Origin of the sequence: Nesterenkonia aethiopica (assembly GCF_039534665.1) — a bacterium.
Classification (GTDB): domain Bacteria; phylum Actinomycetota; class Actinomycetes; order Actinomycetales; family Micrococcaceae; genus Nesterenkonia; species Nesterenkonia aethiopica.
Genome location: NZ_BAAAVT010000020.1, coordinates 17,122 through 32,680 on the forward strand (window position 1 = coordinate 17,122; position 15,559 = coordinate 32,680).

Genomic DNA, 15,559 nt, shown 5'->3' on the forward strand with positions numbered 1-15,559 from the left:
GCCGCGCAGACCCGCACGGCGAGCGGCACAGCTCACTTCGGTCGCGGGTATACCGGGTAACCTGCTGAGGCGACCGCCTGTGACGCCGTGACCGTCACCTCGGGGATTCCTGGTACCGCACTGAACAACGCCTGTATAGAGTGAGACCCATGACACACCTTGCCTCCGGATGGGACCCCCATGACGACGACTTCGCCGTCCCGCTGACCCGAGGGGAGGCGGTCGCGCAACGTCTTCGGGAGGAGATCCTGACCGGACAGCTCCCTCCCGGGGCTCCCCTGCGAGACGCCGAGCTCGCCTCACGGCTCGGGGTCAGCATCACCCCGGTGCGCGAGTCGGTGGCCACGCTCATGGCCGAGGGTCTGGTCGAAGCCCTGCCCAACAAACGACGTCGGGTCTCCGTGCTCACCCAACGGCAGGCCGAGGAGCTCAGCGACCTGCTCGGCACTCTGCTGATCATCGCCGTCGAACGCCTCCCGCTGCCGATGGACGACGATGCGGAGATCTCGGAGAGCCCCGTGGGCGCCGTCGCCGCCGCCGCGCGCCTCATGGCGCAGGCATGCCGGTCAGACACCCGAGACACCGCGGAATCCTCCTACCGCACCTTCGCCTCCACGCTGTTCCGCGCGACCGGCCACACCGAGCTGATCAGGGTCGCCGTCCCGACCCTGCGGCGCACCCTGAGCATGTTCCGGAAGTTCCCGGTGGAGGGCCTGCTCCCCACATGGGCTGCGGCGCTGGACGAACTCGCTGACCATCTCGACGACCTCGAGGGCGCCGAGGACCGGTCACAGGCCGAGGCCGCGAGGAAGGCCGCCACCGAGCGGACCGCTCAGCTGGTGCGAGACGTCCTGGCCCTGGTGCACGACACCGGTGAAGACGACGGTGCGGCCTCCGCGGCAGCGGCCGACGCCGCCGACGACGACTGACCTCGCCCGCGCTGCGCGGGTCAGCGACCGATCGACTCCGTGGCCGCCATGCGCCAGTTGACCATCGCCGCCCCCAGCACAACGGCCGCCGCCAGCAGCGGGGCGAACAGCGCCGTCGAAGTGCCCACGTGCTCGCCGATCTGGCCCACCAACGCCGAGGCAGAGGACTGCCCGACCACGATCCCCGTGGTGGCCACCGTCATCGCGGTGGCGGCACGTCCCCGCGGACTGCGGGCCGAGACCAGACTGAACACCGTCACCAAGGTGGGCCCCAGCCCGATGCCCAGCAGCCCCAGAACCGCCAGCATGCCGCCGAGTCCGGTCACCGACGGCAGCATCGCGGTGCCGACGAGCATCAGCCCGGCGAAGATCAGCCAGCGCGCCCGCAGCGAGAACCGCTCCGGAAACAGTCCGGCACCCAGGGCGAACGCCGCCGAGCCGATCCCCATCACCCCGTAGACCAGACCCGCACTCTCGCCGTGGCCGGCGTCGGTCATGAAGGAGGTCAGGGAGGTCAGCACCGAGCCGAAGAACAGCCCGATCCCGAGCGCGCCCACCAGCACAGTCAGCAGGGATCCGCGGAACAGCTCCCGCACCGGGGCGACGAGTTCCGGCTCGCCTCCCGAGGGGCGCACCTCCTTCGCACTGCGGTGCAGGGCGAAGGACGTCACGAAGACCAGGGTCAGCAGCGCCGCCCCGACCACAGGGGCCGCCGGGCTCACCAGCGCGGCCAGCAGTCCCACGATCATCGGCCCGAAGACGAAAGTGACCTCGTCGGCGGCGGACTCATAGGCCATCGTGCGGCTCAGGATGCGGTTCTGACGGGCCGCCGGCAGCCGACGCAGAATGATGGCCACCAGCCGAGTGCGGGACATCGGCGGAATCTGCGGGGTGGTCGCTCCGATCAGCAGCGCTGCCACCAGCACGGCCCAGTCCGGCAGAGGCGAATAGGCCACCCAGGCCATGGCCAGCAGCGTCACAGTGCTGGCCAGCCCGACCACGAGCACCACGAGCCGCTGGCCCCAGCGGTCCGCGGCCGCACCCACCAGCGGGGCGCACAGGGCCGTGCCCAGGCCCACCATCGCGGAGGTCAGGCCGCCCAGCCCGAGGGAGCCGCGGGCGGAGACCACCAAGGTGAGCACCCCGACGACCATCATCGCGTAGGGGAAGCGCGCGATCAGGGCGATCGGGAAGAAGGACGGGCCGGCCGCACGGACCAGGGTGGGTCCGTCATCAGGGGGAAAGGCCGGGACGTCGCGCCCGGAGGACTGGTCCTGGGAGCCGTTCCGGCGATCGGAGTCGAGAGTCGTCATCGTCGCGCACCTCCTGCAGCGCACACATGGAGCAGTGCCGCCTTGGCGTGCTCCACGATGAGCATCACCAGGTAGATACACAGACTGGTCAGAGTCGAGCCACGCAGGGATTCCCGCGCAAGCCGACAGAACAGTGTACAGGACGTCCCCGCACGCTCAGTCGCGGGAGCCGCTGTTCTCCGGACCCAGGGCATCCAGTGCGGCGAGCAGGTCTGCCCGGTGGCGCGCGTCGTCGAGGTCCACCTGCAGCACGCGGGCCGCGGTGCCGACCACGCGCCGCACGGTGTTGCGATGGAGCCCCAGCTCCCGCGCGGCACCGTCCCATCTGCCGTGATGCAGCAGCCAGCAGTGCAGCACCTCCAGGCACTCCGCTCGGCGGCCGTCGTCGAGCGTCCGCAGCGGAGAGAGCATCCGGTCCGCCAGCGCGGCCCGAGCCTCCTGCGGCACCGCCGCCGCCCACCGCCCCGGCGTGCGCGCCGCAGCGGCGTCCCCCGCCGTGAACTCGGCGGCGGTGACCGAGACGCCCCGCGCCTGGGCCACTGCCGTCAGTGCCACGGCCTCATCCATGGCGACTCCGAGCCGACCCGCGGGCTGGGCACGGCTGACCGCCACCACCCACCCCTGGTCCTCACAGAGCCGCAGACGACGGCGAGACGGCGGGGTCGCCACCAGGGCGCGCAGATGCCGCCCGTCGCGGTCGGCAAGGCCCGCTGAGACGAGGGTGGACCACCAGGCCAGCTCCTCAGGACCGTCCACGGTCACCTCCTCCGAGACCCCGGGCGGGACGGTGCGTGGGGCGGCGACCACGGCGTAGGCGCAACCGTCGGCGTCGACGCCGACCACCTCCCTCAGGAGCTCCGCCGTCTGGTCCTCCGCGGTCTGGCCCTCCGCCGTTTCGCCGGACTCCGGCGTACGCCATGTGCCGGCCCGCGCGGCCTCCCCCGACACCGCACGGGCCGGTGCCGTCGCACCGCGCCCCTGCTGCAGGATCAGGCGCATGGTGAGCTGGTCGACCGCGGCGCTGCGCCGACCGGGGGCCCGCAGAATCAGCTCCAGCAGGTCGCCTGCCAGCATGAGCAGCGTCAGGTCGTACTGGGTCAACGGGCGCGGGGCCACCATCAAGACGACCGGGGACGCGGCCGACGCCGGCGCCGGACCTCGGAGCCTCAGCCTCACCGCTTCGGGCGTCGACAAGCGCGGATCGTCCTCCTGAGCCTGGAGGGCTGTGAAGCGGAGGCGCTCCCGCCCCGCCTCAGGGCGGGAGGCACGCTCCAGCTGCTCCTCACCCACGCCGGGTGGCAGCGTCCCGGACTGCTCGATCAGCCGCCTGCCTCGCAGCTGCACTGCGGTGCCGGTGGCCTCCGCCAGGCGATCCAGGATCTGCCGGACCGGACGTGAGCCGAAGGCCGAGGTGACCATGGAGATGACGCCCCTGCTCGCGGCGGCGGCCTGGGCGACCCGCTCCGACTCCAGCAGCGATGCCAGCGCGACTGTGAGCCGGATGAACGGCACGTCCTCGGGCAGGGCGAGCAGCGGCAGATCATGGGCCTTGCAGGCTGCGATCAAGGCCGGAGGGACGTCGTCGTGGACCGGCATGATCCCGAACAGCAGGGCCGCCACCCCGCCCTCGCGCAGCCGCGCGACGTACTGGTCCACACTCGCCGGGTCCTCGGGCAGCCCCAGCCCCGTGACCAGCAGCAGCTCATCTCCCGCCAGGTAGCGCCGCGGGTCGTCGAGTTCGATCACCGGCGCCGAGGCCACCGGGATGCGCCGGACGGACCCGGGATCCTGCGGGTGGAGGCAGCGGATGCGCAGCTCCCGCTCATCGAGGAGCCGGCCCAGCTCGACCGTGATGCGACCGCGCCGGTGCTCCTCGGAGCGCAGCTGCTCGATATAGGGCAGCTCGTCCGCGGGCGTCATCAGGTCATTCTATCCCTGCAGACGCTAGAACAGGATGCTTCGCCCCAAGACGTCTGTGATGCGTCGCACTAGCATGACACCAGGCGCGCCGACGGGGGCCTCCCGGCGGCGCACAGCCTCGAGACGCTGCAGGAGACACCCTCATGATCCTCGACATCGCGGTGATCGCCGTCTACACCGCTACCATCCTCGGCGTGGGCTGGTGGGGCCTGCGCCGGTCCACCACCAAGAGCGACTACCTCGTGGCCGGACGCCGTCTGGGGACGTTCATGTACTCCGCGGCGATGTCCGCCATCGTGCTCGGCGGAGCCTCCACCGTGGGCGGCATCGGCCTGGGCTACAGCTTCGGCCTCTCCGGAGCGTGGCTGGTCACCGCCATCGGGCTGGGGATCCTGCTGCTCTCGGCGCTGTTCGCCCGGCACATCGTCAAGCTGCGCGTCTACACCGTGATGGAGATGCTGGACCTGCGCTACGGGCCGTCCTCCCGCGTCGTCCCGGCCGCGGTGATGTTCCTGTACACGTTCATGCTCGCAGTGACCTCCACCTTGGCCTACGCCACCATCTTCCACGTGCTGCTGGGCGTGCCGAACTGGGCGGGGATCCTCATCGGCGGCAGCGTCGTGGTCATCTACTCCACGCTGGGCGGCATGTGGTCGATCACGATGACCGACGTGATCCAGTTCGTCATCAAGACGATCGGCATCCTGCTGCTGCTCGCCCCGGTGGCGGTCATCCATGCCGGCGGCTTCGCCGAGATCCGCGAGCGCGTGGGGGACTCCTTCTTCTCGCCCACCGCGATCGGCGGCGCCACCATCGTCACCTACATCATCACCTATACGCTCGGACTGCTGATCGGCCAGGACATCTGGCAGCGGGTGTTCACCGCCCGCACCCCGCGCATCGCCATGATCGGCGGCAGCCTGACCGGGGTGTACTGCATCGTCTACGGGATCGCCGGCGCGGTGATCGGCATGTCCGCCCGCGCCATCTGGCCGGATCTGCCCAACCCGGACGAGGCCTTCGCCACGATCGTCCAGGACGCGCTGCCCACCGGCCTGCGGGGCCTCGTGCTCGCCGCCGCCCTGGCGGCCCTGATGTCCACGGCCTCGGGGGCGCTGATCGCCGCCTCCACCGTGCTGACCACCGATCTCATCCCGTACGCCCGCCACCTGCTGCAGCGCGGTGCCGCCCCGGATCCGACCGAGACGCGGGACCAGGAGGACGTGCGGGGCTACCGCGGCGCCACCCTGCTGCTGGGAGTCGCCGTCATCCTCGTGGCCACCATGGTCACCACAGTGGTGGGCGCGCTGGCCATGGCTTACAACGTCCTGGTCGGCGGTCTGCTCATCGCCATCCTGGGCGGCCTGGTCTGGCGCCGCGGAACCCGTCAGGGCGCCACCTGGTCCATGGTGGTCGGCACAGTGGGCGTCATCGTCACCATGGCCGTCACCGACATCCTCGCCAATGAGCCGATCTACGTAGGTCTCGGCGCCAGCCTGGTGACCTATGTGGTGGTCAGCCTGCTAACTCCACCCACCTCCGAGGAGGTCCACCGGGAATGGGTCCGCCGGCTCAGCCGCAGCGACACCACCACGATGAGCGAGATCCCGCCCCACGATGAAGGAGCACCGACCCGATGACCTCCCCGGACCTTCCCGCCGGCTCCACGGCCGCCGACGACGCCGGCACCCCCGGCACGCTGGGCACCCGCATCGGGGGCGACGTCGTCCTCGAGTCCCTGCAGGCGCTCGGGGCCGAGGGTGTGGTGGGGCTGCCCGGCCAGCACGCCCTGGGGCTGTTCGACGCGCTGCGCCGCTCCGAGCTGCCCTGTCTGGCCGCCCGAGTCGAGAACAACGCCGGCTTCATGGCTGACGGTCTGGCCCGCGTCACGGGGAAGCCCGCACCGCTGCTGCTCTCCACGGGCCCGGGTGCGCTGACGTCACTCGCCGCCCTGCAGGAGTCGGCGGCGTCCTCGGTGCCGGTGCTGGCGATCAGCGCCCAGGTGCCGGTCGCGGGCCTGGGCGGTGGGCGCCACGGGTACCTCCATGAGCTGCCGGACCAGTCGGCGTCGTTCCGAGGGGTCGTGAAGAGCACCTTCACGGTCCGGCGGATCTCCCAGATCCCCTCGGCCCTGGCCGAGGCCTGGACGACGGCGGCCTCCGCCCCCCAGGGGCCCGTGCTGGTGGAGATCCCGCAGGACGTCCTGTTGGAGACGGCCGAGCCGTCCGTGCCGCCGGTGGTGGACCTGACCGCGACGCCGACGGCCCCTCCTGCGCGCGAGGAGCTGGTCCAGCAGGCGGCGGACCTGCTGCGCGGCGCCGAGAACCCGGTGATCCTGGCCGGCGGCGGAGTGGTCCGCGCCGGCGCAGGAGAGTCTCTGCGTCGTCTCGCCGAGGCGCTGCCGGCCCCGGTGGTCACCACGTTCAGCGGCAAGGAGGCCCTGGCCTGGGACCATCCGCTCAACGCGCGCAGCTGGATGGAGGACATCGCCACCACGGAGTTCCTGGAGTCCGCCGACGTGCTCCTGGTGGTCGGCAGCGGCCTCGGGGAGCTCTCCAGCAACTACCACACCTTCGCGCCCCGCGGCCGGGTCATCCATGTCGAGGCCGACCTCGGGAAGGTCACCGCCAACCACACGGGGCTCGGCGTCCACGCCGACGCCGCCGCCGCCCTGTCCGGGATGGCCGCCGCCGTCGAGAGCTCCGGTGCGCCGGACCCGGGGCGACGCACTCGAGCCGAAGAGCGCGTCACCGCCCTGCTGGCCACCGTGGCCCGTCGGCTCGAGGGCCAGGGGCTCGAGAGCGAACGCGCGCTGCTGTCCGGCCTCCGGCAGGCCGCTCCGGAGGGCACCGACACGTTCTGGGACATGACCATCGCCGGGTACTGGGCCTGGTCGGCCTGGGACCCGCGGGATGGACGCTTCGTCTCCGCGCAGGGCGCCGGCGGCCTGGGCCATGCGCTTCCCGCCGCGGCCGGGGCCTCCTTCGCGCGCCGGCTGCGTGGTGAACCGTCAGCCGTGCTGGCCGTCTCCGGCGACGGCGGGGCGCTCTACGGCATCGCCGAGCTCGCCGCCCTGGCCCAGCACCAGCTGGACGTGACCTGGCTGATCGTCGACGACGGCGGCTACGGCATCCTGCGGGAGTACATGGAGTCCGCCTTCGGGACCGCCACGTCCACCGAGCTCGCCCGCCCGGACTTCTGCGAGCTGGCCACCTCCTTCGGGATCCCGGCGGAACGGGCGACCACGGACGAAGCGCCGGATGCGGTGGCCCGGGCCCTGGCCGCCGGTGGTCCCCGTGTGGTCGTGGTCCCCGCCCGGCTGGGGCTGTTCGCCCCCACACACCTGGACCGGCTCGGCTGATGGGCGGTCCGCGCCTGGTCCTGTTCACCGACCAGACCGACCTCGACCCGCAGCCCGCCCGTGAGATGCTGGCGCGCCACAGCATCGGGAGCATCCTCGCCGGCCCCGAGGGTCCGCTGGCGGCGGCGCAGGCGGCCACCGGCCCCGTGGAGGGCCTGGTGGTGGGCTACGCCGACGTCGACGCCGGCCTCCTGGACGCGCTGCCGGCGCTGCGCGTCATCGCGACCAGCAGCACCGGGCTCGACATGATCGACCTGGAGGCGACCCGAGCTCGGGGGGTCCCGGTGGTGCCCCTGACCGATGCCTCGACGGAGGAGGTCGCCACCCACGCGGTCGCGCTGATGCTGGCCGTGGAGCGGCAGCTGCTGGCAGGGGCCCGCACTGTGGCCGCCGGCGGGTGGACGCAGGAGGCCACCGGGCTGACTCCCGCCCCGCGACGGCTCAGCGACCTCACCGTGGGCCTGCTCGGATGCGGCCGCATCGCGCGGCGCGTCGCGGCGCTGCTGCGGCCGCTGGTCGGAGAGATCATCGGCCACGACCCCCACCAAGACTGTCCGGAGATCCATCAGGTCGGCGTGGAGGAGCTGCTGCGCCGCAGCGACGTGCTCAGCCTGCATGCGCCGCTCACGCGGGAGACCCGCGGGCTGCTCGACGAGGAACGGCTTGCTCTGCTCCCGCACGGAGCCACCCTGATCAACTGCGCCCGCGGCGAACTGGTGGATCCCGACGCTCTGCTCTCCGCACTGGACTCCGGCCGGCTGCGTGGGGTCGGGCTCGACGTCCTGCCTGGTGAGCCGCCGTCGCCGTCGTCGCCGCTGCGCCAGCACCCGCAGGTGGTGTGCACCCCGCATACGGCGTTCTGGTCGGCGCCGGCCCTGGAGACCTACAGCCTGCAGCCGGCACGCACCGTGCTGGAGCACCTCACCTCCGGGAGCCTCCCCGCTCACGCGGTGCTGTGACCCGTTCCGGACCCGCCGGACAGCTCGGCCCATACGGGGCGCGGGAGGCTCACCTTCCCGGAGGTGGGACGGGTGAGCCTCCCGCAGACCGGCTGAGCCCTGGTTCAGTCGCCCACGTAGTCGGCCAGATGCTGGCCGGTGAGCGTGGCCCCCTCCCCGCCGTCCCGGGCCGCGGCGACCAGATCGGACGGGGTGCCTTCGAAGACCACCCGCCCGCCGTCGTGGCCCGCCCCAGGCCCGAGGTCGATGATCCAGTCCGCATGGGCCATGACCGCCTGGTGGTGTTCGATGACGATCACGCTCCGCCCGGAGTCCACCAGCCGGTCCAGCAGCCCCAGCAGCTGCTCCACGTCGGCCAGATGCAGACCCGTGGTGGGCTCGTCCAGGATGTAGGTGCCGCCGTCGTCGGCCATGTACACCGCCAGCTTCAGGCGCTGCCGCTCACCGCCGGAGAGCGAGTTCAGCGGCTGCCCCAGGGTCAGGTAGCCCAGACCGACGTCGGCCAGCCGCCGCAGGATCTTCTGCGCGGCCGGCAGCCGCGCCTCGCCGTCGCTGAAATGCTCCAGCGCCTCGTCCACGGACAGGTGCAGCACCTCGCTGATGTTCCGCCCGCCCAGCGTGTACTCCAGCACCGCGGCCTGATAACGCCGGCCTTCGCACTCCTCGCAGGGAGTCTCCACCGTCTCCATCACCCCGAGCTCGGTGAAGACCACCCCGGCGCCCTTGCACGTGGGGCATGCTCCCTCCGAGTTGGCGCTGAACAGCGCCGGCTTGACCCCGTTGGCCTTCGCGAAGGCCTTCCGGATGGGCTCCAGCAGGCCCGTGTAGGTGGCCGGATTGGAGCGCCGAGAGCCTTTGATCCCGGCCTGGTCGACCACGACCACGCCCTCCCTGCCGGCGAGGTTCCCGTGGATCAGGGAGCTCTTGCCGGAGCCCGCCACCCCGGTGACCACGGTGAGGATCCCCGTGGGGACGTCGACGTCGACGCCGGTCAGGTTGTTCTGCTCGGCTCCGCGGATCTCCAGCACCCCGTCCCGCTGCCGGACCGACTCCTTGAGCCGGGCGCGGTCGTCCAGGTGACGCCCGGTGAGCGTGTCGGAGGCACGCAGCCCCGGCACGTCACCGGTGTAGACGATCTCACCGCCGGCGGACCCGGCCCGGGGCCCCAGGTCCACGACGTGGTCGGCCACCGCGATGGTCTCCGGCTTGTGCTCCACCACCAGGACGGTGTTGCCCTTGTCTCGCAGGCGCAGCAGCAGGTCGTTCATCCGGGCGATGTCATGCGGGTGCAGCCCGATGGTGGGCTCGTCGAAGACGTAGGTGACGTCGGTCAGTGCGGAACCGAGGTGGCGGATCATCTTGGTCCGCTGGGCCTCACCGCCGGAGAGTGTGCCGGCGGGCCGGTCCAGGCTGAGGTACCCGAGTCCGATCTCCACGAAGGAGTCCAGCGTCTCCCCCAGGGTGGTCAGCAGCGGGGCCACGGACGGCTCGTCGAGGCCGCGCACCCAGGCGGCCAGGTCAGAGATCTGCAGGGCGCAGGCCTCGGCGATGCTGATGCCCGCGATCGTCGAGGATCGGGCGGCCTCGGTGAGCCGGGTGCCGTCGCAGGCCGGGCAGGTGGTGAAGGTGACCACCCGGTCCACGAAGGTCCGGATATGGGGCTGCATGGCCTCACGGTCCTTCGAGAGCATGGATTTGCGCACCTGGGGCACCAGCCCCTGGTAGGTCATGTTGATCCCGTTGATCTTGACCTTCTCCGGCTCCCGGTGCAGGAGGTCGTGGCGCTCCTGGTCGGTGTAGTCGCTGATCGGCTTGTCCGGGTCGAAGAAGCCGGACTCGGTGTAGAACTTCACCGACCAGCCGCCGACCTTGTAGCCCGGCACCGTGATGGCGCCTTCGTGGAGGGATTTCGTCTCGTCCACCAGCTGGGTGACGTCGATGTCGCTGACCTGGCCGCGGCCCTCGCACTGCGGACACATGCCGCCGGTGATCTGGAAGTCCCGGCGTTCCTTGACCTTCTTGCCCTCCTTCTCGAAGGTCACGGCTCCGGCGCCGCTGATGGAGGCCACGTTGAAGGAGAACGCCTGCGGGGAGCCGATGTGGGGCTCGCCGAGCCGGCTGAACAGGATGCGCAGCAGCGTGTTCGCATCAGTCGCGGTCCCCACCGTCGAGCGCGGGTTGGCGCCCATGCGCTCCTGGTCCACGATGATCGCGGTGGTCAGGCCCTCCAGGTGGTCCACGTCCGGGCGGCCCTGGGAGGGCATGAACCCCTGCAGGAAGGCGCTGTAGGTCTCATTGATGAGCCGCCGGGACTCGGCCGCGATGGTGCCGAAGACCAGGGAGCTCTTGCCGGATCCAGAGACTCCGGTGAACACGCTCAGTCGTCGTTTGGGGATCTCCACACAGACGTCGCGGAGGTTGTTCTCCCGGGCTCCGGTCACCCGGATGATGTCATGGGTGTCCGACGGCGCCAGCGCGTCAGCTCCTCGGGACGCGGGCGGAGATGTGGGCGTGGCGGTGGTGGTGCGAGCGGGGGTGGGCGACGTCGTCGTCATAGGTTCTCCTGGGGAGCACCGGTCGCGCGTCCCGAACGGGTGAACGCCGGTGACGCGCGATCATGGGCAGGTGCACAGCAGTGTAGTGCTCCCCCATGACGGCTTCCTCAGGACGGCTCCATCAGGACGGCTTCATCAGGACGGCTTCATCGGTCCGCCCCCGACGTGTGATCGTGTGCGGCACGGAACTCGCTGGGCGTGTGTCCCGCCTGCCGCCGGAACCATGCCGTGAAATTGCTGGGGTCCTCGAACCCGATGCGGTCTCCGATGCTGTGCACCGGGAGGTCTGTCTGGACGAGGAACCGACGGGCCTCCAGCAGGAGGCGCTCGTCGATGACCTTCTTGGGCGTGACGCCTCGGGCCAGCCGAGACGCCCGGGCCAGCGTCCGGGGAGACCAGCCCAGCGCGGCGGCATAGTCGGAGACGTCATGCCAGTCGGCGAACCGTCGTTCCACCAGCCTCCGGAAGTCCCGGAAGGCCGGCGGAAGCTCGGCGAAGTCCTCCTGGCCTCGGTGCCAGGACACCAGCTGGATCAGCAGGGCCGAGAGAGCGTGCCGCAGGGCGGATCGCTTCAGGGGGCGCGACATCGCACCGTCTGAGGCGAGGTCGCGCACTGCGGTGCTGAGCACGGCGAGACGCGCGTGGTCGGTGTCCTGCGCATCCCACCAATGGGGCCCTTCCGGAGAGTCGGCGGAGGTGAGCCGGGTGGTGTCCGGATCCAGGAGCCCGCCGGGGAAGAGCAGCACGGTCCCCTCCAGACGCGTGGGATCCTCCCACAGCTGGACCTGTCCGGGACGCACCCAGAGCACCGTCCCGGGCGCGAGGCGGTGCTCGGCGAAGTCCACCATGTGCCGGGCAGCGCCGTGCTCGATGAGCATCACCTGGTGGAATCCCATCCGCTGCGGCCGATCGAACAGACCGGGCGAGGCCCGGCCCAGCAGGTCATCGACGGTGTGGACCTCCACCTCGCCCGCCTGGCCCGCAGGAGGACGGTAGGCGACGTCCTCAATCGCATCGTGTCCCATATTCACCATGATATGTCCACTTCTCACCGGGACCTTGCACCCGGTGAGGAGTAGATTCACCAAAGTCAGAGACACCGACCCGGACAGGAGAACCATGGCTCACATCGCCGTCATCGGAGGCACCGGCCACGCAGGCTCACACATCGCCGCAGAGGCCGCCCGCCGAGGCCACCACGTCACCACCGTGTCCCGCAATGGATCGCACCGGACTGCTCCCACCGACGCCGCGGGGCAGAGCCACCACATCGCCGGCTCCGCCGCCGACGCTGAGCTGGTGGCCCGGTTGGCCACCGACCATGACGTCATCGTCCTCGCCCTGCCGGCGGCCGGGGAGCCCGGTCTGTCCGATCATCTGCGTACGGTTCTGCCTGCCGCGGCGCTCGGAGGAAGCCGCGTCGCCGTCGTCGGAGGCGCCGGCGGCCTGCGAGTCAGCCCGGACGGGCCGATCCTGATGGAGACCGCCGACTTCCCTCCGGAGTACCGTCCCGAGGCGACGGCCCACCGGGAGGCACTCGACGTGCTGCAGCAGGACACCTCGGAGGCGCGCTGGTTCTACCTCTCCCCCGGAGCGATGTTCGGGGCGGAGCTGCAGATCCCGTCGACAGGTGAGTACCGCACCTCGGACGAGGTCCTCCTGACGGACCCGGACGGCCGATCCCAGATCAGCGGGGCCGACTATGCCCTCGCCCTGGTCGACGAGATCGACCGCCCTGCTCACGAGAACCGCCGGTTCCACGCGGCACAGTGACGGAGTGCTCCCGGCGGGAGGGAGTCAGCTGCGCACCGGATCCGCAGATCTCATGCCAGCGGCCTTCTCCCCCTGGGCACCGTTCGCCAGCACGGGCAGCACCTGGCGCGTGGACACCACGACGGTCGGGTCCACGGTGGCGAGGATCAGCTCATTGCCGGTCCCCGCCATCAGCCGGCACGTCGGGCTCGGACTCGGCGGATGTCATAGGCCCGATACACCCCTGATTCTCAGTGCGGAAGCCCGCATCCCAGGCCACGAAGGAAAGGACACCTCACTGAGGTCGCACTGTGGATCTCCCTCGGCTTCCTGGCCATGGAGCTTCTGGTCGGCGGCCCTCAAGCTCCTGGCCGCCGCGGGACTCACGCTGCCGACGACCCTCGGCATCTCCGCCTGGCTGGCGCCTCTGAGCGCACTGGGCCTGATGATGTACATGACCGGCGCCACGGCCGTGCGCGTCGTGAGACGCGAGTGGGGCTACGCCCTGGGCGATCTCACCTTCATCGCCCTGTCCGGGTTCGCCGCCTGGGGCTGGGCGTTCGGACCTGGCGCCCAGCTCAGCTGCTGAGGCCAGCCGGTCAGCCCTCGCCGTCGGCGGCGCCCAGCGCGGGACGCAGTTCGAGCCACTCTCTGACGGGCCTGCCGCCGGCGCCGGGGGCGTGGGCCAGCTCTGCAGCGATCTCGCGGGCGCGGCTCTCGTCGGCGACGTCGATCAGCATCCACCCGGCGATGAGGTCCTTCTCCTCGGGCAGCTCGTCACCGACCACCGGCGCCCCCTGATCATCGGAGCTGACCCATGTGCCTTCGGGTGCCAGGGCCAGGCTGTTGACGTACTCGCCCGTCTGCTGGAGGCGCTCGGCCAGACGCTCCATGAACTCGACGTGGTCGGCGACCTCCTCGGGCGTCCAGTCCCGCATGGGCACGTCATTGGCCGCCGCAGGTGCGCCCCGGTAGTGCTTGATCAGCAGATACTTCATCCTCGTCCTCTCTCCGACCGCACGGTCACGCGTGACCTCGACCCTAGGGGGAGCGCCGACCCCAGGGAACACCTCACGCCCACCCCACACCGATCAGCGTGGTCGCGTCGAGCTCAGCAGCCCCTGCCCCCTGCAGGGACGCCAGGTACTCCTGGCGGACGCGCTCGGTCTCGTCCTCACTGAGGCCAGTCAGCATCCCGGCGAAGCCGGAGCCGGTGATCACCAACCACGCGAGGGACTCGGAGAGCGAAAGACGCAGCTCAGACTCGGTCACCTCGACGTCCCGGAGCCCGCGGTCCGCAAGCCAGGGGCCGAAGGTCTCGGACGTGTTGACCTCGTCCAGGAGATGGCGTGGCCGGGAGGGGAACTCCTGTCCGGTCACGCCCGCGATCGCCTGCGCCAGATGGCGACCGGAGGCTTCCATGGAGCCGCGTCGCCAGATGGTGACAGCGGCACGACCGCCGGGACGGAGCCTCTTCACCAGATGCTCGGTCCCGGCGGTCATGTCGGAGAAGAAGAAGATCCCCAGGACGCACTGGACGACGTCGTATCCGCTCCGGCCCCAGGACGTCACATCCGCGACCGCCGACGTGATGTTCTCCAAGCCGTCGGCCTGCCGCTCGAGGTCGGCCAGGAGCGGAGCGGCGAGGTCGACAGCGTCGACGTGACCGCCGGGACCCACGCGTCGTGCCGCTGGCAACGCGGACGCCCCGTTGCCGCAGCATGCATCGAGCACCAACTCGCCCTCCTGCGGCGCGGAGAGTTCTACGGTGGAGGCGCCGATGGGCCTCCAGAGATGCTCTCCGAGTCGGTCGAAGTCGCTGGTCGAGCTCGCATCGGAGAAGGCGCGCGTGATGCGCTCACGGGAATCCATGCGCCTCATGCTAACGATTCTCATGAGAGGATTCTCGGGTGGGCGCTCATGGCGCGGAATCGTCCCCGCCTGTGCGTTGTTGATCCTGAGGGCCGCCACGGAAGCGCCGGGCCGCGGTGGGGCACGATGGCCACCACCGACCACAGAGAGCGGAGAGATCGTGACGCGACAGTTCGACGCCGAGTACTGGGAACAGCACTACCAGGGATCACCGGGGCCCTACCCGTCACAGACCGCCATGAGCTCAGGCCCGGGGGACCCCAATCCGCATCTGGTGCGTGAGATCTCTCCGCTGTCACCGGGGAGGGCCCTGGACGCGGGCTGCGGCCACGGGATCGAGGCCGCCTGGCTCGCGGAGCAGGGATGGAAGGTCACCGGCGTCGACATCTCCCGGACGGCACTGGACCGGGCCGCACGGATCCTGCGCGCCCGCGGCATGGATACGCGTGTAGAGCTCATCGCCGCCGATCTGACCACCTGGGTGCCGGAAGGGCAGTACGAACTGGTGACCACCCACTATGCGCATCCCACGATTCCGCAGCTGGACTTCTACCGACGCGTCTCAGGGTGGGTGGCGCCGGCAGGCACGCTGCTGATCATCGGCCACCTGCACGGCGAGGGCGACGCTCACGAACACGATGCTGACGCACACGGCGCTCCCGGACGCGACGCTGACGCACACGGCACGGCCGAGCACGATGCTCCCGGCCACCGGGGGAATCCACCGCTGGAGGCGCAGGTCCGGGCCGCCGACGTCGCCGCCCTGCTGGACGAGTCGTCCTGGCGGATCGAGACCGCAGCGGAGATGAGCCGGACGACTCTGCGCGGACAGGACAGCGTCACGCTGCACGACGTGGTGGTCCGAGCCATCCGACTGAGCTGAGCGGCCGGGATCTGC

Annotated in this window: 14 protein-coding genes; 7 read left to right on the plus strand and 7 right to left on the minus strand. The window is 70.9% G+C overall.

What is annotated here, in order from left to right; all coding sequences use genetic code 11:
* Positions 1-149 precede the first annotated feature (149 nt).
* On the plus strand, positions 150-929 hold the full coding sequence (locus ABD658_RS13505) for a GntR family transcriptional regulator (RefSeq protein ID WP_344683341.1): 780 nt from the start codon (positions 150-152) through the stop codon (positions 927-929).
* A gap of 20 nt (positions 930-949) precedes the next feature.
* Here the strand turns inward: ABD658_RS13505 and ABD658_RS13510 are convergent, their stop codons facing one another.
* Together ABD658_RS13510 and ABD658_RS13515 are read right to left on the minus strand one after the other, a co-directional pair.
* On the minus strand, positions 950-2,242 hold the full coding sequence (locus ABD658_RS13510; RefSeq protein ID WP_344683339.1) for an MFS transporter: 1,293 nt from the start codon (positions 2,240-2,242) through the stop codon (positions 950-952).
* Positions 2,243-2,398: 156 nt separating this feature from the next.
* Entirely contained in the window at positions 2,399-4,162 is a 1,764-nt protein-coding gene (locus ABD658_RS13515) for a PucR family transcriptional regulator (protein ID WP_344744789.1), read from the minus strand.
* Between the two features lie 143 nt (positions 4,163-4,305).
* On the opposite strand from ABD658_RS13515, the gene ABD658_RS13520 reads away from it, so the two are divergent.
* Genes ABD658_RS13520 through ABD658_RS13530 form a run of 3 tightly spaced genes read left to right on the plus strand, consistent with a single transcriptional unit; the run spans position 4,306 to position 8,482 of the window.
* Complete coding sequence (locus ABD658_RS13520) at positions 4,306-5,802, plus strand: sodium:solute symporter family protein (protein WP_344683335.1); 1,497 nt, start codon at positions 4,306-4,308, stop codon at positions 5,800-5,802.
* A complete protein-coding gene (locus ABD658_RS13525) occupies positions 5,799-7,523 on the plus strand; it encodes a thiamine pyrophosphate-binding protein (protein ID WP_344683332.1) in 1,725 nt (574 codons plus the stop codon). Before ABD658_RS13520 ends, ABD658_RS13525 begins: the two co-directional genes overlap by 4 nt.
* Entirely contained in the window at positions 7,523-8,482 is a 960-nt protein-coding gene (locus tag ABD658_RS13530; RefSeq protein ID WP_344683329.1) for an NAD(P)-dependent oxidoreductase, read from the plus strand. Before ABD658_RS13525 ends, ABD658_RS13530 begins: the two co-directional genes overlap by 1 nt.
* 104 nt (positions 8,483-8,586) lie before the next feature.
* Here ABD658_RS13530 and ABD658_RS13535 read toward each other — a convergent pair whose 3' ends face one another.
* Complete coding sequence (locus ABD658_RS13535) at positions 8,587-11,037, minus strand: ATP-binding cassette domain-containing protein (RefSeq protein ID WP_344683327.1); 2,451 nt, start codon at positions 11,035-11,037, stop codon at positions 8,587-8,589.
* A gap of 146 nt (positions 11,038-11,183) precedes the next feature.
* Positions 11,184-12,062, minus strand: a complete 879-nt coding sequence (locus ABD658_RS13540) for a helix-turn-helix domain-containing protein (RefSeq protein WP_344683325.1) — start codon at positions 12,060-12,062, stop codon at positions 11,184-11,186.
* A 94-nt stretch (positions 12,063-12,156) separates the two neighbouring features.
* Here ABD658_RS13540 and ABD658_RS13545 point away from each other — a divergent pair, with 94 nt between their 5' ends.
* A complete protein-coding gene (locus tag ABD658_RS13545; RefSeq protein ID WP_344683323.1) occupies positions 12,157-12,810 on the plus strand; it encodes an NAD(P)-dependent oxidoreductase in 654 nt (217 codons plus the stop codon).
* A gap of 24 nt (positions 12,811-12,834) precedes the next feature.
* Here ABD658_RS13545 and ABD658_RS13550 read toward each other — a convergent pair whose 3' ends face one another.
* On the minus strand, positions 12,835-12,981 hold the full coding sequence (locus ABD658_RS13550; RefSeq protein ID WP_344683373.1) for a hypothetical protein: 147 nt from the start codon (positions 12,979-12,981) through the stop codon (positions 12,835-12,837).
* Between ABD658_RS13550 and ABD658_RS13555 the strand changes: the two genes are divergently transcribed.
* Positions 12,947-13,378 carry a DoxX family protein gene (locus tag ABD658_RS13555; RefSeq protein WP_344744800.1) on the plus strand — a complete coding sequence of 144 codons (432 nt, stop codon included), beginning with the start codon at positions 12,947-12,949 and terminating at the stop codon, positions 13,376-13,378. The two genes, ABD658_RS13550 and ABD658_RS13555, sit on opposite strands and share 35 nt — an antisense overlap.
* Positions 13,379-13,388: 10 nt before the next feature.
* Here the strand turns inward: ABD658_RS13555 and ABD658_RS13560 are convergent, their stop codons facing one another.
* Both ABD658_RS13560 and ABD658_RS13565 read right to left on the minus strand, forming a co-directional pair.
* Entirely contained in the window at positions 13,389-13,787 is a 399-nt protein-coding gene (locus tag ABD658_RS13560; RefSeq protein ID WP_311026234.1) for a YciI family protein, read from the minus strand.
* A 73-nt stretch (positions 13,788-13,860) separates the two neighbouring features.
* A complete protein-coding gene (locus tag ABD658_RS13565) occupies positions 13,861-14,661 on the minus strand; it encodes a class I SAM-dependent methyltransferase (protein ID WP_344683316.1) in 801 nt (266 codons plus the stop codon).
* A 160-nt stretch (positions 14,662-14,821) separates the two neighbouring features.
* Here ABD658_RS13565 and ABD658_RS13570 point away from each other — a divergent pair, with 160 nt between their 5' ends.
* On the plus strand, positions 14,822-15,544 hold the full coding sequence (locus ABD658_RS13570; RefSeq protein WP_344683314.1) for a class I SAM-dependent methyltransferase: 723 nt from the start codon (positions 14,822-14,824) through the stop codon (positions 15,542-15,544).
* Positions 15,545-15,559 lie beyond the last annotated feature (15 nt).

Coding starts and splice junctions, on each gene's coding strand:
- ABD658_RS13545 (WP_344683323.1), top strand. CDS start 12,157: ATGGCTCACATCGCCGTCATCGGAGGCACCGGCCACGCAGGCTCACAC.
- ABD658_RS13540 (WP_344683325.1), bottom strand. CDS start 12,062: ATGGGACACGATGCGATTGAGGACGTCGCCTACCGTCCTCCTGCGGGC.
- ABD658_RS13525 (WP_344683332.1), top strand. CDS start 5,799: ATGACCTCCCCGGACCTTCCCGCCGGCTCCACGGCCGCCGACGACGCC.
- ABD658_RS13530 (WP_344683329.1), top strand. CDS start 7,523: ATGGGCGGTCCGCGCCTGGTCCTGTTCACCGACCAGACCGACCTCGAC.
- ABD658_RS13515 (WP_344744789.1), bottom strand. CDS start 4,162: ATGACGCCCGCGGACGAGCTGCCCTATATCGAGCAGCTGCGCTCCGAG.
- ABD658_RS13560 (WP_311026234.1), bottom strand. CDS start 13,787: ATGAAGTATCTGCTGATCAAGCACTACCGGGGCGCACCTGCGGCGGCC.
- ABD658_RS13520 (WP_344683335.1), top strand. CDS start 4,306: ATGATCCTCGACATCGCGGTGATCGCCGTCTACACCGCTACCATCCTC.
- ABD658_RS13510 (WP_344683339.1), bottom strand. CDS start 2,242: ATGACGACTCTCGACTCCGATCGCCGGAACGGCTCCCAGGACCAGTCC.
- ABD658_RS13550 (WP_344683373.1), bottom strand. CDS start 12,981: ATGGCGGGGACCGGCAATGAGCTGATCCTCGCCACCGTGGACCCGACC.
- ABD658_RS13565 (WP_344683316.1), bottom strand. CDS start 14,661: ATGGATTCCCGTGAGCGCATCACGCGCGCCTTCTCCGATGCGAGCTCG.
- ABD658_RS13505 (WP_344683341.1), top strand. CDS start 150: ATGACACACCTTGCCTCCGGATGGGACCCCCATGACGACGACTTCGCC.
- ABD658_RS13535 (WP_344683327.1), bottom strand. CDS start 11,037: ATGACGACGACGTCGCCCACCCCCGCTCGCACCACCACCGCCACGCCC.